This is a genomic window from Sphingopyxis sp. Root154 (genome assembly GCF_001427105.1).
Lineage (GTDB): Bacteria > Pseudomonadota > Alphaproteobacteria > Sphingomonadales > Sphingomonadaceae > Sphingopyxis.
The window spans coordinates 177,550-196,634 of record NZ_LMGI01000003.1 but is presented as its reverse complement, the minus strand read 5'-3'; the positions used below and the strand labels follow the sequence as shown (position 1 = coordinate 196,634).

Sequence of the window (19,085 nt, the reverse complement as noted above, 5' to 3'; positions counted from 1 at the left end):
CTGGACGCCTCAGACTGCAATAATCGGGTTGCGCAGCGTGCCGATGCCCTCGACGGTGCATTCGACGACGTCGCCCGGCCACATGAACTCCTGCGGATCACGGCCCGCGCCGACCCCCGCGGGCGTTCCGGTCGCGATGATGTCGCCGGGTTCGAGCGTCATCACGCTCGAAATATCCGCGATCAGCTGGGGTACGTTGAACAGCATGAAGCGCGTATTGCTGTTCTGCTTTTCGACGCCGTTCACATGCGTCAGGATATTGAGATTGTGCGGATCGCCAATCTCGTCGGCGGTGACGATGCACGGCCCCATCGGGGCGAAGCTGTCCTGCCCCTTCGAGACGATCCACTGCCCCGCGCGGCGGCAATCGCGCGCCGACACGTCGTTGATCACGGTATAGCCGAACACATGGTGCAGCGCATCACCCTCGGCGACATGGCGCGCGGTGCTGCCGATGATCACCGCCAGTTCGGTTTCCCAGTCGAGCTGCTGCGTCACCTTCGCATTGTGACGGATCGGATCATTCCACGCGACGACCGCGGTCGGCGGCTTCGAAAAGATCACCGGCTGCTGCGGCAGCTCGTTCGATGTGTCGAGCGAACGCGCCGATTCAGCGACATGCTCGGTATAGTTGAGACCGATTCCGAAGATATTCTTGCGCGGCCGCGGGATCGGCGCGAGCAAGGTGACATTACCCTGAGGCAGCGACGTGCCGATCAGGTCGGCGGTGGTCGCCGCTGCGACGGCTTCCTGCAGGAAACGCAGAGGGATCGGACCAAGATCGATGAAATCGAGCATCGTCGAGGGCAGGTCATTGCCGATCGCATCGCCGAAATATTCGACGTCGATCACGAGCCCGTCGTGGAGAAGGCCGAGCCGCGGTTCGGTCTCGACCGTGCGATATGTCACGAAGCGCATGTTTGATGTCCGTCATTTTCCTGGAGGGCTTCCTCGATCCGGACGCCGAGCGCCTCCATCACGGGGAAATCGTTGAAAGAGAAGAGAAACGCCTCATCGGAAGGATCGAGATTGACATGCTCGTGCCACATCCATGCGGGGACACAGAAAATGTCGTGCGTGCCCCAGTCGAAGCGCTCGCCGCCGATGATCGAATAGCCGCGCCCGCTCGCGACATTATAGACGACATTGCCGGTATGGCGGTGCGCCTTGCCGCGGAAGCCGGGTTTGAGCATCTGCATATGCGCGCCCATCGTCTGGAGCGCCCAGCCGCCGGTCAGCGGGTTCGAATAACGCACCATATGCCCGTCGAACGGCGTGCCGTCGGACACTTTGGCGAGGTTCCACAGCGCGTCGCGCGTAGGCTCCCAGCGATAGACCATCACCGGCGAATAGGGCTTCTCCCACGCCGGCACGCCCTCGGGCCGCAGCCCCGCGCCGCCATAGCTCAGCGGCAGGTCGTCCGCAGGAAAGGCAGCGGTTTGCGCGGGTTGGTCGTAGACCGCGTAGAAATTGGTCTCGAGGCTGTTCATCAGCGGAATGTCGAGCCCGTCCTGCCAGATCGAGACTTCGCCCCCGGCGACGACGCCATGATCGTGCCAGGCGCCGTTCGGGGTCAGCACATAATCATTGGCACCAAGCGTGATGTGGTGCCCGTCGACGACGGTATAGGCGCCCTTCCCCTCCATGATGAAGCGGTGCGCCGACGCGGTGTGGCGGTGCGCGGGGGTGATCTCGCCGGGGCGCATCGCCTGCATCCCGCTGAACAGCCAGCCGCAGACCGCAACATTCTCGCGCCCCGCATCGCTGTCGTTGAGCAGCGTCACGACGCGGCGTCCCGCCTCCTCGGGCTTCACCAGATCGAGCGCGCGCAGGCACATGTCGCGCATCTCCGCATAGCGCCAGAGCGTCGGGCGATAGCGCGTCTCGGGTTCCCACGGCTCGATCGCATTGGCGCGTTTCCAGAACGCGCCGGCATTGCGCGCCGCAAGCTCTTGATAAAAGGCTTCAAGCTCGGGCGTGTCGGTGACGCGCGCGCGGCCGAGCACATCGTCGCGCGGGTCGATGATCGTGCTATTGCCTGCCATTATGGCATCTCCTCGTCGGAATCGACGGGCTGCGGCTCGTCGACAAACAGGGCCGACGCGCGGGGAGTCCGGTCGACCGTCAGGTTGAAGATGTCGAAGCGGTTATATCCGCCGATGATGTCGTGCATCAGCTTGGGCCGGATGCACTCGCCAAGGTCGATCTCGGCATAGACGATGCCCTCATTGTCGATCAGCGCCTCGCCCACCAGATTGCCGTGCGGGTCGATGACGCCCGAAAAGGCGCTGTTCGGCCGCGACAGCAGCTCGCGGTTCTGCGGCCGGTCGGCGCTCATTGCGTCGATGATTTCGGGGCTCACCGCCGAGCAGGCGACGATCGTGAACACCTTGCCCTCGAAGCTGTGCGCGGTCGCGCGGATCTTGATCGCCTCGGCCATATTGTACGACGCGGGCGCGACGGGCAGCGCAATATAATTGGCGACGTGGACGAGCTCACCCTGCGACAGCAGCGCAAAGCGCGCGAGCGTGTTCGTATTCTCGCCGCACGCGAGCGTGCCGAGCGGCCCGACCGGCGTGTCGTAGACGCGGATCGAGCTGCCATCGCCGCCCGCCCATGTGAGCTTCTCGGCCCACGTCGGCACCAGCTTGCGATGCCGCCCGAGCAGTGTACCGTCGGCGCCGATGATCAGGTTGGTGTTATAAAGCGTCCCGATGCTCACCGGATCGCGTTCGTTGATGCCGATGACGACGGTGCAGCCATGATCGCGGGCGGCGTTGCACAGCGCCGCGACCTCGGGCCCGTCGATCAGGAGCGACGCACGATAGAGGCGCTCGTGCCATTCGGCACCCTCGATCGGCGTCATTAGCCAGTTCCAATAGGGATAGGCGGACACGAACACTTCGGGGAAGGCGACGAGCTGCGCGCCGTTGCCGGCGGCCTCGGCGATCAGCGCGCACGCCTTGTCGACCGTGCGGGCGGTGTCGAGGAAGACCGGCGCGGCCTGCACCGCAGCGACGCGCGACTTCGGCAGGAAGGGTAACGACACGTCGCTCATGTCACCGCCGCCCGCTCATGATATTGCGGCTTGTCCCACGCGCGCGTCGCGCAGACCTTGTCGAGCCGCTCGATGGTTTCGACGATGTCGCGATAGCGCAGGTAAAGCGGCGTCAGCCCGAAGCGCAAGATATCGGGCGCGCGGAAATCGGCGATGACGTCATATTCCTTGAGCGCCTGCACGATCTGGTATCCCTGCGGGTGCGCGTAGGCGACTTGGCTGCCGCGCTCAGCATGGCTTTGCGTGCTGATCAGTTCGAAGCCGTAGGTGTCGCACAGCGGCCGCATCTGCTCGATGAAAAGGTCGCCGAGGGCGAGCGACTTGCGCCGGATTTCGGCCATGTCAGCTTCGAGCATGAGGTCGACGCCCACCTCGAGCGCCGACAGGCCGAGCACGGGCGGTGTGCCGCACTGGAAGCGCTCGATCCCGGCGGCCGGGTCGTAATCCTCCTCGAAGGCGAACGGCCGCGCGTGCCCGAACCAGCCCGACAGCACCGGCGTCGCTGCATGATGCCGCGCCGCAGCGAACAAATAGGCGGGTGCGCCGGGGCCGCCATTGAGGAACTTGTATCCGCAACCGATCGCGAAATCGGCGTTCGCGCCGTTGAGGTCGACAGGGATCGCGCCCGCGCTGTGGCTCAGATCCCAGACGACGAGCGCGCCGACCTCGTGCGCGCGCTGCGTGATTCCCGCCATGTCGCGCACGCGGCCCGACTTATAGTGAACCTGCGTCAGCAACAGCACCGCGACATCGTCGTTCAGCGCCTCGATGACCGCGTCGGGCGCAACCGTGACCGCCTTGACGCGTCCGCCCGAAAAGGCCTCGATGCCCTGCATCATATAGACGTCGGTCGGGAAATTCGTCGCTTCGGACAGGATCACCGCCCGTTCACGCCGCAACGAAAGTGCGGCGGTCAACGCCTTGAAGATATTCACCGAAGTCGAATCGGTCGCGACAATCTCGCCGGGGTTAGCGCCGATCAGTCGGCCGATCTTGTCACCGACGCGCCGCGGCGCGGTCGACCATTCGGCACCGAGCCATGACGTGATCAGCCCCTCGCCCCATTCGCTTCCCACAACCTCGGCGAGCCGGTCACCCGTCGCCTTCGGCAGCGCACCCAGCGAATTGCCGTCGAGATAGATTAGCCCTTCGCGCAAATGGAATCGATCGCGAAAAGGCGCCAGCGGATCGCCGGCATCAAGCGCCGACACATCGGTGGCAAGTATCGTGTCGGTCATGCGATTTCCCTCAGGATAGCGCGCACCGGGCTGGCGTCGGCGCCGACGATACGGAGCGGCAGCGCGACAAGTTCGTACCGGCCGGGCGGCACGTCATCGAGCACGAGGCCTTCCAATATCCGCATATCCGCCGCCTTGACCGCCTGATGCGCGTCGAGCGTCTTCGACTGTTCGGGATCGAGCGACGCGGCATCGGTGCCGATCAGCCGCACGCCCATGGACCCAAGCCGCGCGATCACGTCGCTTGCGATCGCAGTGAAGTCCGAGTCCCATTGGTCATGCGGGAAATGCTCATAGGTGCGCAGCAGCACGCGCTCGCCGCCTTCTATGGCATCCCAATCGATGTCTGCGATCTCGACGCGGCCGCGCGCGTGACGGACGTCGAGTAGTACGCACGATCCGATATACGCATCGAGATCGCAGTCGGCCGACGAGGCGCCGTCATTGGCATAATGCAGCGGCGCATCGCCATGCGTCCCGGCATGCAGCGGCGTGAACATGCCGCCGACATTGACCGGGCAGCCTTCGCCGATCACCGCATGGTTGTGGAGCGCGAAGGCCGGCTCGCCCGGCCACACCGGCACCGCGGCGTGGAGCGGCTGCGAAATGTCCCAGATCCGGCTCATGCGCTCTTCCCTTCGGCATAATCGCCGCCCTCGCGCGGGGCCGCCATCCGCGTGCGCATCGACCAGAGTTCGGGAAAGAAGCTCAGGTCCAGCGCCTTCACCAGATAATTGACCCCCGACGAGCCGCCAGTGCCGGGCTTGTGCCCGATCACGCGCGCAACCGTCTTCATGTGCTTGAAGCGCCATTCCTGGAAATAATATTCGAGCGCGGTGATCTTCTCGGCCAGCGTGTAGAGGTCCCAATGCGCGTCGACGTCGGTGTAGATTTTCAGCCAGGCATCCTCGACCGTCTCCGACGCCGCATAGGGCTTCGTCCAGTCGCGTTCCAGATGATCGGCAGGGATATCGAAACCGCGCCGCGCGAGCAGTCGGAGCAGCTCGTCGTAGAGCGACGGCGCCTCGAACGCGGCGCGCAGCCTTTCAGTCGCTTGCGGATCGTCCTTGTGAACGATCATCATATCCTCGCGCTTGTTTCCAAGCAGATATTCAAGCTCGCGATATTGCTGCGACTGGAACCCCGACGCGCGGCGCAGGAAGCCGCGGAAGGTCAGGAAATCATGCGGGGTCAGCGTCGCGAGCACCTCCCAGCTGTGGATCATGTGCCGCTGGATCGTTGCGATCCGGTCGAGCCCCTTGCCCGCGATCTCGAGCCCGTCGGCCTTGATCGCGTCGTGGACGAGGCGCGCCTCGTGCAACACCAGCTTGATCCACAGCTCCATCGTCTGATGCATGATGATGAACAGCATCTCGTCGGGCTTGTCCGACACCGGCACCTGTGCCGAGAGCAGCTGCGCCGTCTGCAAATGCCGCGCATAGGTCAGGCCATTGTCCCACTGGATCGTCTCACCGTCGATCTCGGTCTCGAAGATATCGGTGCCGCCATCGCTCGTCTGCCTGATCATAGGAACGCCTCTCCGCTCGCCGGCGCGGCCGACAGACGCCCTTCATAGGTCAAATCGCCCGGATAGGCATCTCCCGGCTCAAGCGCCGGATCGCCCGCGATCTTGCGATAGACGTCCGCGAAGTCGGTTTCCTCGGTCGCGCGCAGCAACTCCCCGAACCCCGCGACGACGAAGTAGGTCTGCTGGAATTCGTCGAAATTATATCGTGTCCGCATCACCCGCTCAATATCGAGCCAGATGCGACGTGGTTCGGGCGAGGTCAGCGCCGACAACGCCTCGGCGAAACTCGACATCAGGCCGCCGCCAAAGGCGCGCAGTTCGCCGTCCTCGACCACAAGACCGAACTCGACCGTATAAAGCCAGAGCCGCCCGAGATAGTCCGATGCCCCTAGCTTTTCGGCGCGCAGTCCCGCCTGACCATAAGCCACCAGAAAGTCCGAAAAAGCGGGATCGGTGAGCATCGGGATATGGCCGAAAATGTCGTGAAACATATCGGGCTCTTCGCTGTAGGCGATCTGCTCGGGCGGGCGGACGAAATTGGCGGCAGGGAAGCGCCGGTTCGCCAGATGCTCGAAGAAGGGCTGATTCGGAATCCAGCCGGGCACCGCGACGACTTCCCACCCCGACGCCGGCTTCAGCAGCGCGTTAAGCTCGGCGAAATCGGGAACGCCAGGTTTCAGCTGTCGAAGAATGTCGAGGCCATCGAGGAACGACCGGCAGGCATAGCCATCGAGCGCCGCCGACTGCTGATCGAACAAGGTCCGCCAGGTTTCGTGCTGCCCGGCGGTGAAGGCGGCCCAGTTCTGCGGCATTGTCCAATTGGCCGCGACACCTTCGGGCGGTGCGTCGAATATATGTGTCGCGGCCATCGGTCTCTCTCCAAACCTTCGGCGCAAGTGATAGCCCGGGGCCGCGCGAACATTGTGCGGATTTCGCGTCGACCGCCTACGGAAAATCGCCGTTCGTTCTGCCAACAATCATATTTGCAGGAATTTGTTCTCAGGTTTAGAATAAGGCGGCCCCATTCTCGCATAAACCCGATTCAGGACGGAACGCATGGACAAGCTCGACTGGAAAATCGTCGCCGCGCTCGAACGCGACGGCCGGCAGTCTTTTGCCGAACTCGGCGAGCAGGTTGGCCTCTCCAAATCGCCCTGTTGGTCGCGAGTGAAAAACCTGGAGGAAAGCGGCGTGATCGAAGGCTATGCGGCGCGAATTGATCCGATCGCGATCGGCCTCGCGGTGCAGAGCTTCGTCGAGGTCCAGATTCGCTTCGATGCGCACTCCGATTTCGAGGCCGCGGTGCTCGCGCATCCCGCGGTCGTCGAATGCCACACCACCGCGGGCGAGAGTGACTATCTGCTCAAAATCTTCTCGCGCTCTGCCGACCATCTCGACGAGCTGTTGCGCCACAATCTCTCGAAACTACCCGGCGTGCAGCGGCTGAAGACCGTCGTGTGTCTCAAGACGATCAAACGGCACGGCGACCTCGCCGAATGGGCGCGGACGACCGAGGGGCGCGGGCGCGGCGACTAGCGCCGCGGCGGCAGCGCGGCCCGACCGCGGCGTCAGTGCTTCAGATACTGGCTCGGCGGCACGCCGAAGGCGCGCCGGAACATCGCGGCGAACCCGCTGGGGCTGTCGTAGCCGACGTCATAGGTCACCTGCGTGATCGATGCGCCCGCGGCGAGCATCGAAAGCGCCTCCATCAACCGGACCTGCTGCCGCCATACGGCGAGCCCCATTCCCGTTTCCAGCTTGAAGCTGCGCGTGAAGGTCCGCCGCCCCATCGCTGCAAGCGCCGCCCAGTCGTCGATATCGCGCGGGTCCGACGGGTCGGCGATGATCGCGTTGCAGACTCGAAGCAGGCGCGGGTTCGACGGCATCGACACCTGGTAGGGCGCGTTCGGCATGCGCCCGATTTCATAGAGTAACAGCGTGATGATCCGCCCCTCGCGCCCATCGACGTCGTAGAGCGCGGGGAAGTCGACGACCTCGAGGATCAGCGATTTGACGAGGTTCGACACTTCGAAAACGCGGCATTCCTGCCCCGTCTCAACGCCCCGGCACGGCAGGTACAGCGTGCGGAGCGACACCGGGCCACGGCACGCGACCTCGTGACGTGTCCCCGCGGGCAGCCATACCGCGCGTTGCGGCGGGATCACGAAGCTCGTTTCGGGCGTGCGGACCGACATGACCCCCGACGAGGCGTAGAGGATCTGGATATGATCGTGACTGTGCATCGGATCGATGAAGCCGGCAGGATATTCATCCTGCAGCGCAATGAGCGGGCGGTCGTTCGTCAGAACATCGACACTATGCTTCATGGCCCGATCCTCGCAAGTCTTGGACAAATACACAATATAGGCCGCGCGCGCCACTGGCCAGCGACGATGCGCCCACTGGCCTGTCCGGTGCGGTGATTGGCCCGATTGGGCGATAGAGGCCGCCGCGCAAACGCTATCAGACGATCAAGGATCGTTTCGAGAGGATATGCCAAATATGTCAAAGGGCTTGAGCGCCATGCAGGACGACATGGCCGACCCCGATATCCGGCGCTTTGTCGACGCGATCAACGCTTCATACGTCGAACATGGCGCACCGGCAGGCGCGAGCATGTCAGCCCGCCGTGCGGTCGCCGAACGCGTGCGCCGGCCGTGGCGCGAGGGTGGCCCGATAATGGCGGAGAGCCACGAAATGGACATGGGCGGCGTCCGTCTGCGGCTCCATCGCCCGGTTGCCGATGCGACGCTGCCGGTCATGCTCTATATCCATGGCGGCGGCTGGACGCTGTTCAGCATCGACACGCACGACCGGCTGATGCGCGAATATGCCGCGCGCGCGGGCATCGCCGTGCTCGGCATCGATTACAGCCTGTCGCCCGAAAGCAAGTTTCCGGTTGCGCTGGAGGAATGCGCAGCGGCGCTCGACTGGATCGAGGCCCAAGCGGATGCGCTGAACCTCGATGCGACACGCGTACTGATCGGCGGCGATTCTGCGGGCGCCAATCTGTCGGTTGCGGCATGCCTGTTGCAGCGCCAGTGCGGCCGTCCGTTGCCGGCTGCGATGCTGCTCAACTATGGCGCCTTCGCGCCCGAATGCACCCCGAGCTATGCCCGCTTCGGCACCGACTATTCACTCGAAGCCGACGAGATGGACGCGTTTTGGGCGGCGTATGTCGATGGTCCTGAGCAGCTTGCCGATCCTTTGGTCGCGCCGCTGCGCGCCGACCTGACCGGCTTGCCTGCGGCTTTCCTCGCCATCGCCGAATGCGACATATTGGCCGATTGCAACGACGCTTTTGCACGCAAGCTCGAGGCGGCCGGCGTGCCGACGCGCGCGGTCACTTATCAGGGCGCAACGCACAGCTTTCTGGAGGCGGTATCGATCGCCCCCCTCGCGGGCCGCGCGCTCGACGAGCAGGCGGCGTGGATCCGTGATATCGTCGGGGCATGACCGACCTTTACACGCCGCGCGGCCCCGCCGACATCGCGCGACTGATCGCCGAATATCCGCTCGCCTGGGTGATATCGGGCGCCTTCCATGCCAGCCCGCTGCCGCTGATCGCCGAGGTGGACGATGAGGGCGCGGTGATCGCGCTGTTCGGCCATTGTGCGCTGCGTAATGTGCTTGTCACCGATTTCCGCGCCGACCCGCGCGGCCTGATCCTGTTCAACGGGCCGTCGGGCTATGTTCCGACGACGCTGTTGTCGAAGCCCGACTGGGCGCCCACGTGGAATTATGCGGTATTGCGCTTCACTGTCGAGATCGAGTTCGTCGGCGATGAAACGCGCGATGCGATCGAGCAGCTTGTCGCGAAGATGGAAGGCGGCGCCTGGTCGACAGCGAGCCTCGGCGCGCGCTATGAAAAGATGCTCGACCAGATCATCGGCTTTCGCGCGCACGTCCGCTCGGCCGAATACAGCTTCAAGCTCGGGCAGGATGAGAGCGCCGAGGGCTTTGCCGAGATCGTCGCGGGCCATAGCGACCGGACGCTCGCGAAATGGATGGAAGGACAAAGGTGAAGCTTTTCTTCGACGATCGCCAGACCGCCCATGCGCCGTTGCGCGAACTGCACAATGGCGACTGGGTGCCCTATGCCGAAAATATCGAGCGCCCGCGATCGATCGTCGAACAATTCAGCGATTGGCAACCGGTGCGCGACTTCGGCATGGCGCCGCTGCTCGCCGTGCATGACGCCGACTATCTCGCTTTCCTCGAACGCGCGCACCGCGACTGGGTGGCGGCAGGACGCAATGGCGATGCGATCGGCTATACCTTCCCGGTCAGGCGCCGCCGGCCGCTCGCTTTCGGCCGCATCGACGCCGATCTGGGCGCGTACAGCTATGACGCCGGGACGCCGATCGCGGCAGGGACGTGGGAATCGGCCTATTGGTCGGCGCAGGGCGCACTGACCGCGCTCGATCATCTTTCCACGAGCGGCGATGCGCATGCCTTCGCGCTGTGCCGCCCGCCGGGCCATCATGCCGGACGCGACTATATGGGCGGCTATTGCTACCTCAACAACGCGGCGATTGCAGCGCGCGAGGCGCATAACCGCCGCCTAGGGCCGGTCGCGGTGCTCGACATCGACTATCATCATGGCAACGGGACGCAGGACATCTTCTACGAAGATCCCGACATCTTCTTCGCCTCGATCCACGCGGACCCACGCACCGACTACCCCTTTTACTGGGGGCATGCCGACGAGGCCGGCGAAGGTGCGGGCGAAGGAGCTACGCTCAACCTCCCGCTGCCCCGCGGCACCGACGGGCCAAGCTATGCGCCCGCGCTCGACACCGCGCTGACGGCCATTTCGGATTGGGGAGCGAAATTCCTCGTCGTCTCGTTCGGCGCCGATACGCACAGCAGCGACCCGATTTCGAGCTTCGCGCTCGAGCGTGAGGATTATGCCCAGCTGGCGGGACGCATCGCCGCACTCGGCATCCCGACGCTGATCGTGATGGAGGGCGGCTATGCCGTCGGCGACCTGGGCAAGAACGTCGCCGCTTTTCTCTCGGGTTTCTGAAGACACAAATGGGCCGCCCCGCTCGACCGAGCGGTGCGGCCCTTTCTCATCTCAGTTCAGGCTGAACCGCACGCTCGCGCCCAGCGTGCGCGGCCGCGCGACCGAGCCCGCGAAAGCGAAGGGCGCGTTTAAAATGCCATATTGATTGAACAGATTCTTCGCGAAGAGGCTGAGTTCGATCCGATCGCTCACCGTCACCGACGCGTTGAGATCGACGAGATGGAAGTCGCCCTTGTCGAGCGCCCCGGCGAAATCGACGGGTGCGCTCGACAGATAGCGGTGTGCGATCCCGAAGCGCGGCTTCAGTGACATGTCGGGGAAGCTCAGGTCGAGCGAGTTCGACAGCGTCCATTCGGACGCGCCCGGCAGGCGTGTTCCCTTCGCATAACCGCCGCCCGGCGCGAAGCTGTCGGGCAAGAGCGACGACAGCCGCGCATCGTTGTACGCGATGTTCGAGGTGAAGCTGAGATTGCGCGTCGGGCGCAGGTTCAGGCTGATTTCGACGCCGTCGATGTCCGCTCCGCCGCCGTTTACCGTGTAAGCGCGGAAATCGCCGGGCGTGAACAGGCGGGCCTGAATATTGCCCCAATCGATATGATAGGCCGTGAGGTCGACGCTCAGCGTCCGGTCGATCAGGTCGAAGCGCGTCCCGATTTCATAATTCTTCGTCGTGTCGCTTTCGAACGTCAGCGGCAGCCCCGCGGTCGCGAGCGAATAGACATTGAGGCCACCGATGCGGAACCCTTCGGAATAGAGGCCATAGATCATGAAGTCCTTCGACGGCTTCCACGTCAGCGACGCCTTCGGGATGAAATCCGAATCCTTGCTCGTCTCCGGCGCATAGTCGAAGGGCGGGATCAGGTCGGAGTTCGGCAGATATTGCAGCCGCGGCGCCGTGCGATATTCGAACAGGCGCCCGCCTAGCGTCAGCGTCAGCGTGTCGACGATGGCGAACGACGCTTCGCCGAAAACTGCCTTTTCGGTGACGCGGTTGCTGCTGACCGTCCGCGATGCCAGATCGTCGGGGGCCAGTTCGCTCCCCGGCCGCCCGCCGAACTCGCCCGGATTGGCGTCGATATAGTCGGAGATGCCTTCGATAAAGGTGCCGTCGGTGTTGTTCGACCGCAGCCGCGTATAGTTGACGCCAAGCAGCCAGCGGAAACGCCCGCCGTCGGGTGACGCGAGCCGCAGCTCGCCATATTCGGTCTTCGACTTGCCCTTGCCGCTCGCGAGTTCGGGGGTGTCGGTCCGCGGGTCGTTGCCGCCAAAGATCGAATTGTCGAACGCCAGGTCGGCCTTTTTCTCGGTATAGCTGCCGACCGCGGTCAGCGTCGCAAAGCCCAGATCCTGCTCGATCCGCAGGCTGTGCATCATGAACTGCGTGTCCTGATATTCGGCAACGTTAGTGGCGCGTTCGAAGGTCTTGGGCGGACCGAAGATCACATAGGTCTGATCGTCGAGATCATATTCCTGATACATGCTGAGCGCTGAGACGCGCGTCGTCTCGGTCGGAGTGAAGACGATCGAACCGCGCAGGCCGCGTACGCGAAGGTCGTTGCTGCCCTTCTCGCCGAGCAGAGTGTTGTCGAGATAGCCGGCGTCGTAGCGCTGGAGCGCGACGAGGCGGACGGCGAGCTTGTCGGTCGCGATCGGCACATTGACCATCGCCTTGACCGCATAGCTCGCTTCGCCTGCGCGCTTGGTCGTCGAAACGCCGCCTTCGAACCCCGCATCGAAGCGCGCGGGATCGGCCTCGTTCACGACATAGTTGATCGCGCCGCCGAGCGACGAGGAGCCGAAGAGCGTGCCCTGCGGCCCGCGCAGCACCTCGACGCGGCTGATATCGAAGCTGTCGACGTCGGGGATCACGAGCGGGAAGCCGGGTTCGATCAGCGGAACTTCGTTGAGATAATAGCCCGTCGTCGCCTGGTTCGCCTCATGATAGGTCGACGACGCGACGCCGCGGATCACGACTTCGGAAACGCCCGGCTGGTAATCGTTGAAGATGACGCCGGGGACGCGCGTGATATAATCGGAGAGGCTCTGGGCATTGAGCTTTTGCAGCGTCGCCTCGTTGACCGCCGACACCGAACCGCTGACGTCGCGCACCGACTGTTCGCGCTTCGCAGCGGTGACGACGATCTCGGTATCGTCGGCTTCCTGCGCCAGCGCGCCCGATGCGTGTCCCAGCGCCAGGATCGAGATGCCACATGCGGCGACCCGCCTGATCGATGCAAAGCCCATTTTTGCCTCCCTTATTGATATTGCCTGTTGGTAAGAAGATCCGATGCTCAAGCTATCATGCGAAATTGGCGTGGCGGCGATGGTCGGGCCAGTTTCCAGCCGTATCGGGCCAGCAGCTTTGCTGAGGAAAGCACGGTTTCGTGAGGGCTTGCGGCCAATTTGCCCAATCGATGGATTGGGCGGCCTGATCGGCGCAGTACGCCAACCGGCGCGACATACACTGGACGCGACATCCCCACCGGGCGAGAGAGGGTCGCATGCAGAATATCGAGAACAAGGGTCGGCGCGCGTTTATGGGGAGCGCCGCGATGGCCGCACTCCTGCTGGGAAATCGCGCGGCATGGGCGCTGGATCAGGGCGGCACCGGGCGCTGGCCCAAAATCGCGCCGCCGCAATCGCCGCGTATCTCGCATGTGATCGATCAATTGGGCCGCCGGCGCGACGATGCCTATAGCTGGATGAAGTTCATCCCCGCCAATGGTGAGCGGTCGCGCGATAATTTGCCCGAGGCCGTCGGCACGATGCTGAAGGCCGAAAACGACTATGCCGACGCGATCCTTGCGCCGCTGGCCGGCGAGCGCGCGAAGCTGCTCGACGCGATGCTGGCCCGCGCATCGGGCGACATGGCAGCCCCCGCGCTCGAAAAGGACGGCTGGGACTATGGATCGGCCCGGCCCGCGGGCGCGGCGCATGCGATCTACACGCGGAGCAGGAAGGGCGGAAAGCCCGAGCAGCTCGTCGACGAGGCGGCGCGCGCCAAGGGCCAGCCCTATTTCCGCAGCACCGGGCACCAGCCGAGCCCCGACCACCGCTATTTCGCCTGGGCCGAGGACGTGATCGGCAACGACCGCCACCGCATTGTCATTCGCGACAATCAGAGTGGCGAAATTCGCACGATCGTCGACAAAGATGCCTATGGCTATGGCGGGCTCGCCTTCGCGCCCTCGTCGCGCTGGCTGTTCTGGATCTGGCGCGATGCGCGCAACCGCCCGACGCGGCTCTATCGCACCTCGGTCGACGGCAAGATCACCGACCTCGTCTATGAGGAAAGGGACCCGGCGATCTTCATGCAGGTGAAGCGCACGGCCGCCGACGGCTTCATCGCGCTGACCCTCGCCGGCCCCGAGACCGCCGAAGTGCGGCTGGTATCCGCGGCCGACGAAACCGCCGCCCCCGCCATCGTCTGGCCGCGCAAGACGGGCGTGCTCTACGACATCGACGAGTGGAACGGCGGGCTGATCGCGCTCACCGATGCCGATGATGCATTCGACATGGCGCTGCTGCGTCTCGACTCGAAGAATTTTCGGACGCTCGGGGTGCTCGCCCCGCACCGCGCCGGAACGCCGATCCTCCAAATCCTGCCGTTCAAGAATGCGCTGGTGCGCCTCGAACGCGTCGATGGCCTCCACCGGCTCGTCATCCTGCGCCCCGACGGATCGGAACGGGCGGTTGCCTTCGACGATCCCGCCTATGCGATCGAACTGCCGTCCGAGCAAAGCTATGGCGCATCGTCGGTGATGATCGTCCACCAGTCGCCCAAATCGCCGCGCCGGTGGATCCGCATCGATCTGGTCAGCGGCAAGCAGAATGTCGTCCAGCAACAGGCGGTCGCCAGTTTCGACCCCGACGATTATGAGGTCGAACGCCTGTTCGCCCCCGCCCCCGACGGTGAAATGGTGCCGATCACGCTGCTCTCGCGCCGCGGAGCGCCAAAGGACGGCAAGGCGCCGCTGCTCCAATATGGCTATGGCTCGTACGGTGTGCCGAGCGACCCCGAATTTTCGATCCCCGCGCTCGCGCTCGTCGACCGCGGCTGGCGTTATGCCATCGCGCATGTGCGCGGCGGGTCTGAAAAGGGTCGCCGCTGGTTCCTCGGCGGGCGCAAGTTCACCAAGCGCAACAGTTTCACCGATTTCATCGCCTGCGCCGAACATCTCGCGGCCGAGGGCTATACGTCAAAGGGCAAGGTGGTCGCTTACGGCCTGTCGGCGGGCGGGTTGCTCGTCGGCGCGAGCATGAACATCGCCCCGACCTTGTGGGGCGGCGTGATCGCGCAGGTGCCGTTCGTCGACATGCTCAACACAATGAGCGACGGCGCGCATCCGCTCGTGCCGCTGTTCCGTCCCGACTGGGGCGATCCGCTCGCCGACCCCAAAGCCTATGACTATATCGCCTCGATCTCACCCTATGAGAATGTCCGGGCGACCGCCTATCCGCCCCTGCTTTGCACCGCGGGGCTCAAGGACGACCGCGTCGCCTATTGGGAGCCCGCCAAGCTCGTCGCCGAAGTGCGGCGCCGCTCGACGAGCGGCAACCCCGCGCTTCTGCACACCGATATGGATAGCGGCCATCAGGGCAGCGGCGACCTGAAAAGCGAATATCGGCAGAAAGCGCTGTTCTGGGCCTTTGCGATGCACTGCGTCTAGAACCCGCGGAACGAAGGCACCGGGTCGAACATCAGCGCGATGAAGCCATAGGCGCTGGCGAGCAGCAGCAACACGCCCGCGGCGCCGACCAGCCAGTCGGCGCGCAGGCGGCGGACCAGATACGCCCCGATCGGCGCGGCAATGACGCCGCCGATCAACAGACCGATCGCCGCGGTGCTGAAGCTTTGCCAGCCCATCGTGCCGATGAACCCCGCCGCGATCGTCACGGTGACGAAGAATTCGGACGCGTTCACCGTGCCAATGACGGTGCGCGGCTCGGCGCCCTGCGCGAGCAGATTGGCGCTGACGATCGGCCCCCACCCGCCGCCGCCCGATCCATCGGCGATCCCGCCGATCAGCCCGAGCGGCCCGACGAACTTGATGCTGCGATAGGTTTGCGGGCGCCGCGCGCCGCGCCACAGCAGATAGATGCCGACCGCGCCGAGATAGGCGAGCACGACGGGCCGCGCGATGCTGTTGTCGATATTGGTCAAAATCCATACGCCGATCAGCCCGCCGACTATCCCCGGGACGACAAGACGACGGAACAGCCGCCAGTCGACGTTGCGCTGCATCGCATGCGCCAGTCCCGACACGCCGCCGGTGAAGCTTTCGGCGACATGCACCGCCGCCGAAGCAGACACCGGCGGCAAGCCCAGCACGAGCAACAGCGCGGTGCCGATGACGCCGAACGCCATGCCGAGCGCGCTGTCGATCAACTGCGCCGCAAATCCCACGAAGATGAAGGGCAGCAGTGCCCAGAGCGTCAGCCCGTCGAATATCGTCATTGCACGACGGGCCGCCGGCGCGCGGTTTTCGGAGTCCGGCGCGTGAAGAGGAAAACGGCGGGGAAGCAGAGCGCAATCAATGACAGCGCCCCGGCAAAGAGCGGTTCGCCGCCCGCGAGCCAGGGCAGCACCGCGGCCCAGATCGACACGCCGAGCACGGTCAGAAAAATCTGTTCCTGATCGATATCGGTGGCAACCGCGAGCGGGACGCCGCGCGCATCGGCGCGCAGCGCTTCGAGGCGGCGCGCGACCGGACTGTGCGGCGCCGCCCGCCGCCCCGGAGTCAGCGACGACAGCACCGATCCCACGCCCGCGCCGACCAGCCGGACACCGACCGCGCGGGCAAAGGCGCGCGGTTCCTCGAGCCGGTCGCCGACCGCGCGCAGGCTGAGCCGGCCGCCGAACACCAGGTCGATCAGCGCCTCGCCGGTCACCGCCTTGATCGGCCGGTCCTGCACCTCGTGGCTCGCCTCGATCCAGTCGAAGATCGCGCCCGGTACATCGATGCTGCACGCGCGCTCCAGCCCCTGGAACCCCGGGGCGCTGTTCGCCTCGCAGATCCGGTATCCCTCATTGTCGAACAGGATATCGATCCCGGCGACCTCCAGCCCCAGCGTGTCGGCGGCGCGCGCGGCAAGGTCGGCCATTTCGCCCGTCGGGGTATGGGCAATACCGACGCCGCCGAGCGAAACATTGGATTTGAAATGGCCCGCAGGCGAGCGCCGCTCCATCGCGGCGATCACGCGGCCGCCGATCACGAGCACGCGCACGTCGCGTCCGTGGCTGGACCGCACATAATGCTGAAACAGGAAATCGGCCTTGGCGTCGGCGCTTTCGAGCAGCCCCGCCAGATCTTCGAACTGGGTGCGATCCTCGCATTTGAGGACGCCGGTGCCGCGCGTACCGCGCAGCGTCTTGACGATCAGCGGAAAGCCCAACTCCTCCTCGACGATGTCGACCCCGATGGGGAATTTGCCGAGGATCGTCGCCGGAATGGGCAGGCCAGCGCGCGCGAGCCGCTGCATCGTGTGGAGTTTGTCGGCGACGAGGTCGATGGCTTCGGGGCCATTGATGAGGCGCACGCCGCGGCGTTCGAAATGGCGGAGCACCGCGAGCGTGAAATAGTCGGTCTCGGCGCCCGTCCGGCACAGAATGAAGTCGGGCCGGGCCAGCGAATGGCCTTCATAATGCACCGACCAGCCCTCGACCGGCGCCGCGACGATATCGAAATTATGGGGTTTCAGGACGTGCAGTTCGATCCCGCGCGCCGCCGCGGTCTCCTGAAACCGCAGGATTTCGGGGACCTCCGGCAGGGCCGGATCGAGATCCCGTTGGAAGAATATCCAGCCCAGCAACGATCGGCTCCTTCAACTTCTGGTCGAACGCATATGCTCAGTGCCAGAGAATATCCCGTTCGTGCAATCGTTCATGCGGAACTTTCGGTTAAGCCCCTGATTTGCCGGTTGGATTGAGCCGATCGCTCCGAACCGGACCAATTCCGCCCGAGAATATGCCTTCTCCGGCGCCAATCGGCCTTAAATCTTTCCCTTCGCGCTCGTTAAATATCGCATGACCACCAAAGCGACACAATCGAACGAACCGGTAGGACGGTTCCTGGGTTGGCTGGGGCTTCGCCAATCGCGCGGCGCTCCCTCCGAAGGCGGCCATGCGCCCCCGTTCGACCTTGTGCGGCAGGCGCGATATGAACTCGCCGCCTCGATCACCTCCTTCCTCGTCGACAATGATCTCGACGTGTCGCCCGCCAATCTGCTGCTCGCGCACAGCGCCTTTTCGGGCCGCAATCCCCGGCTCGCGCGGCAGGTGATCGCGCAGGCGCAATCGGCGGCCGGCATCAATCAGAATTGGCTCGACGAGCTTGGCGAACAGGACATCGGCCTTCCCGACCGCGCCGATCTCGACCGCCTGATGACCCGGCTTGAAACCAATCTCGAATCCTTCCACGCGAACACCAAAGAAGCCCGCACCGTCACCAGCGACTATGGCACCGAACTCGAACAGCATGTCATCGACCTCGAACAATTGCAGAAAACCGGGCGTATCGTCTCGAATCTCGCCGACCTTGCCAAGGTCATGCTCGACCGCACGCGCAAGGCCGAGGACGACATGCGCAAGAGCGAGGATGAGGCGAAAGCACTACGCAGGAGCCTCGAACGCGCCAAGCGCGATGCCGAGGTCGATTATCTGACCGGCCTGCCCAACCGCCGGGCGTTCGAAAACCTGCTCGACCGGCACCACAAGGAAGCGCGCGCGGTGTGCGAACCGCTCAGCGTCGCCTTTTGCGACATCGACGAGTTCAAGAAGGTCAACGACATCCACGGCCATGACGCGGGCGACCGCGTCATCAAGGCGATCGCCGACACGCTGGCGCGGATCTCGAACGATCATTGCCATGTCGCGCGCCACGGCGGCGAAGAGTTCGTCATGCTGTTCCGCGGCCTGACCCCGTCGCAGGCGGCCGAGAAGCTCGACGACGCGCGCGAGGCGCTTGCCGACCGGCGCCTGATCAACCGCAAGACCGACGAGCCCTTTGGCCAGATCACCTTCTCGGGCGGGGTGGCCGATGTCTTTGGCTATGGCGACACGCGCGCCGCACTCAAGGCCGCCGACGCCGCGCTCTACGAGGCCAAGGCCGGCGGACGAAACCGGATCGAAATCGCCGATCCGGCCTGATTTTCGGGCATTCCCGCGAGGGGGCGGGAGGCCGCGGGCGATTGCGCACCAGCGCGCGATCGCCCGCGGTTTTATTCGTCAAC

17 protein-coding genes are annotated in these 19,085 nt (G+C 64.6%); 6 read left to right on the top strand and 11 right to left on the bottom strand.

Annotated elements, in window-relative coordinates:
* Positions 1 to 9: 9 nt before the first annotated feature.
* From ASD73_RS16465 to phhA, 7 genes are read right to left on the bottom strand one after another with little or no spacing between them, the layout of a single operon-like run.
* On the bottom strand, positions 10 to 918 hold the full coding sequence (locus ASD73_RS16465; protein WP_056374053.1) for a fumarylacetoacetate hydrolase family protein: 909 nt from the start codon (positions 916 to 918) through the stop codon (positions 10 to 12).
* Complete coding sequence (locus ASD73_RS16460; protein ID WP_056374051.1) at positions 906 to 2,045, bottom strand: cupin domain-containing protein; 1,140 nt, start codon at positions 2,043 to 2,045, stop codon at positions 906 to 908. Before ASD73_RS16460 ends, ASD73_RS16465 begins: the two co-directional genes overlap by 13 nt.
* Positions 2,045 to 3,058, bottom strand: a complete 1,014-nt coding sequence (locus tag ASD73_RS16455) for a carbon-nitrogen hydrolase family protein (protein ID WP_056374049.1) — start codon at positions 3,056 to 3,058, stop codon at positions 2,045 to 2,047. Before ASD73_RS16455 ends, ASD73_RS16460 begins: the two co-directional genes overlap by 1 nt.
* Positions 3,055 to 4,296: a kynureninase gene (kynU, locus tag ASD73_RS16450; protein WP_056374048.1), complete on the bottom strand. Its 1,242-nt coding sequence runs from the start codon at positions 4,294 to 4,296 to the stop codon at positions 3,055 to 3,057. Before kynU ends, ASD73_RS16455 begins: the two co-directional genes overlap by 4 nt.
* Complete coding sequence (gene kynB / locus ASD73_RS16445; RefSeq protein WP_056374046.1) at positions 4,293 to 4,922, bottom strand: arylformamidase; 630 nt, start codon at positions 4,920 to 4,922, stop codon at positions 4,293 to 4,295. The genes kynU and kynB overlap by 4 nt, the downstream gene beginning before the upstream one ends.
* Positions 4,919 to 5,824, bottom strand: a complete 906-nt coding sequence (locus ASD73_RS16440; RefSeq protein WP_056374044.1) for a tryptophan 2,3-dioxygenase — start codon at positions 5,822 to 5,824, stop codon at positions 4,919 to 4,921. Before ASD73_RS16440 ends, kynB begins: the two co-directional genes overlap by 4 nt.
* Complete coding sequence (phhA, locus tag ASD73_RS16435) at positions 5,821 to 6,693, bottom strand: phenylalanine 4-monooxygenase (protein ID WP_056374042.1); 873 nt, start codon at positions 6,691 to 6,693, stop codon at positions 5,821 to 5,823. Before phhA ends, ASD73_RS16440 begins: the two co-directional genes overlap by 4 nt.
* 187 nt (positions 6,694 to 6,880) lie before the next feature.
* Between phhA and ASD73_RS16430 the strand changes: the two genes are divergently transcribed.
* Entirely contained in the window at positions 6,881 to 7,360 is a 480-nt protein-coding gene (locus tag ASD73_RS16430) for an Lrp/AsnC family transcriptional regulator (RefSeq protein WP_056374040.1), read from the top strand.
* 32 nt (positions 7,361 to 7,392) lie between these two features.
* On the opposite strand, the gene ASD73_RS16425 is transcribed toward ASD73_RS16430, so the two are convergent.
* Positions 7,393 to 8,151: an AraC family transcriptional regulator gene (locus ASD73_RS16425; RefSeq protein WP_056374038.1), complete on the bottom strand. Its 759-nt coding sequence runs from the start codon at positions 8,149 to 8,151 to the stop codon at positions 7,393 to 7,395.
* Between the two features lie 196 nt (positions 8,152 to 8,347).
* Here ASD73_RS16425 and ASD73_RS16420 point away from each other — a divergent pair, with 196 nt between their 5' ends.
* The 3 genes from ASD73_RS16420 to ASD73_RS16410 are packed head-to-tail and all read left to right on the top strand — an operon-like array spanning position 8,348 to position 10,853.
* The gene (locus ASD73_RS16420) at positions 8,348 to 9,280 is read left to right on the top strand and encodes an alpha/beta hydrolase (protein WP_200934984.1); all 933 of its coding nucleotides are present in this window, start codon (positions 8,348 to 8,350) and stop codon (positions 9,278 to 9,280) included.
* Positions 9,277 to 9,849: an FMN-binding negative transcriptional regulator gene (locus ASD73_RS16415; protein ID WP_056374034.1), complete on the top strand. Its 573-nt coding sequence runs from the start codon at positions 9,277 to 9,279 to the stop codon at positions 9,847 to 9,849. Before ASD73_RS16420 ends, ASD73_RS16415 begins: the two co-directional genes overlap by 4 nt.
* Positions 9,846 to 10,853, top strand: a complete 1,008-nt coding sequence (locus ASD73_RS16410; protein ID WP_056374032.1) for a histone deacetylase family protein — start codon at positions 9,846 to 9,848, stop codon at positions 10,851 to 10,853. The genes ASD73_RS16415 and ASD73_RS16410 overlap by 4 nt, the downstream gene beginning before the upstream one ends.
* 51 nt (positions 10,854 to 10,904) lie before the next feature.
* Here the strand turns inward: ASD73_RS16410 and ASD73_RS16405 are convergent, their stop codons facing one another.
* Positions 10,905 to 13,097, bottom strand: a complete 2,193-nt coding sequence (locus tag ASD73_RS16405; RefSeq protein WP_056374030.1) for a TonB-dependent receptor — start codon at positions 13,095 to 13,097, stop codon at positions 10,905 to 10,907.
* Positions 13,098 to 13,405: 308 nt separating this feature from the next.
* Here ASD73_RS16405 and ASD73_RS16400 point away from each other — a divergent pair, with 308 nt between their 5' ends.
* Positions 13,406 to 15,523 (top strand): S9 family peptidase, encoded by a 2,118-nt coding sequence (locus tag ASD73_RS16400; protein WP_082521710.1) that lies wholly within the window; start codon positions 13,406 to 13,408, stop codon positions 15,521 to 15,523.
* Here ASD73_RS16400 and ASD73_RS16395 read toward each other — a convergent pair.
* Both ASD73_RS16395 and ASD73_RS16390 read right to left on the bottom strand, forming a co-directional pair.
* Positions 15,520 to 16,311, bottom strand: coding sequence for a sulfite exporter TauE/SafE family protein (locus tag ASD73_RS16395; RefSeq protein WP_056374028.1), 792 nt, complete (start codon positions 16,309 to 16,311; stop codon positions 15,520 to 15,522). The genes ASD73_RS16400 and ASD73_RS16395 overlap by 4 nt on opposite strands.
* The gene (locus tag ASD73_RS16390; RefSeq protein ID WP_056374026.1) at positions 16,308 to 17,666 is read right to left on the bottom strand and encodes an ATP-grasp domain-containing protein; all 1,359 of its coding nucleotides are present in this window, start codon (positions 17,664 to 17,666) and stop codon (positions 16,308 to 16,310) included. The genes ASD73_RS16395 and ASD73_RS16390 overlap by 4 nt, the downstream gene beginning before the upstream one ends.
* A 214-nt stretch (positions 17,667 to 17,880) precedes the next feature.
* Here ASD73_RS16390 and ASD73_RS16385 point away from each other — a divergent pair, with 214 nt between their 5' ends.
* Positions 17,881 to 19,002, top strand: coding sequence for a sensor domain-containing diguanylate cyclase (locus ASD73_RS16385; protein ID WP_082521644.1), 1,122 nt, complete (start codon positions 17,881 to 17,883; stop codon positions 19,000 to 19,002).
* Positions 19,003 to 19,085 lie beyond the last annotated feature (83 nt).

What these genes read in the sequence shown, in the direction of transcription:
- ASD73_RS16415 (WP_056374034.1), top strand. Translation starts at nt 9,277, where the DNA reads ATGACCGACCTTTACACGCCGCGCGGCCCCGCCGACATCGCGCGACTG.
- phhA (WP_056374042.1), bottom strand. Translation starts at nt 6,693, where the DNA reads ATGGCCGCGACACATATATTCGACGCACCGCCCGAAGGTGTCGCGGCC.
- kynU (WP_056374048.1), bottom strand. Translation starts at nt 4,296, where the DNA reads ATGACCGACACGATACTTGCCACCGATGTGTCGGCGCTTGATGCCGGC.
- ASD73_RS16405 (WP_056374030.1), bottom strand. Translation starts at nt 13,097, where the DNA reads ATGGGCTTTGCATCGATCAGGCGGGTCGCCGCATGTGGCATCTCGATC.
- kynB (WP_056374046.1), bottom strand. Translation starts at nt 4,922, where the DNA reads ATGAGCCGGATCTGGGACATTTCGCAGCCGCTCCACGCCGCGGTGCCG.
- ASD73_RS16440 (WP_056374044.1), bottom strand. Translation starts at nt 5,824, where the DNA reads ATGATCAGGCAGACGAGCGATGGCGGCACCGATATCTTCGAGACCGAG.
- ASD73_RS16385 (WP_082521644.1), top strand. Translation starts at nt 17,881, where the DNA reads ATGACCACCAAAGCGACACAATCGAACGAACCGGTAGGACGGTTCCTG.
- ASD73_RS16465 (WP_056374053.1), bottom strand. Translation starts at nt 918, where the DNA reads ATGCGCTTCGTGACATATCGCACGGTCGAGACCGAACCGCGGCTCGGC.
- ASD73_RS16460 (WP_056374051.1), bottom strand. Translation starts at nt 2,045, where the DNA reads ATGGCAGGCAATAGCACGATCATCGACCCGCGCGACGATGTGCTCGGC.
- ASD73_RS16400 (WP_082521710.1), top strand. Translation starts at nt 13,406, where the DNA reads ATGGCCGCACTCCTGCTGGGAAATCGCGCGGCATGGGCGCTGGATCAG.
- ASD73_RS16395 (WP_056374028.1), bottom strand. Translation starts at nt 16,311, where the DNA reads ATGACGATATTCGACGGGCTGACGCTCTGGGCACTGCTGCCCTTCATC.
- ASD73_RS16420 (WP_200934984.1), top strand. Translation starts at nt 8,348, where the DNA reads ATGCAGGACGACATGGCCGACCCCGATATCCGGCGCTTTGTCGACGCG.
- ASD73_RS16455 (WP_056374049.1), bottom strand. Translation starts at nt 3,058, where the DNA reads ATGAGCGACGTGTCGTTACCCTTCCTGCCGAAGTCGCGCGTCGCTGCG.
- ASD73_RS16430 (WP_056374040.1), top strand. Translation starts at nt 6,881, where the DNA reads ATGGACAAGCTCGACTGGAAAATCGTCGCCGCGCTCGAACGCGACGGC.
- ASD73_RS16425 (WP_056374038.1), bottom strand. Translation starts at nt 8,151, where the DNA reads ATGAAGCATAGTGTCGATGTTCTGACGAACGACCGCCCGCTCATTGCG.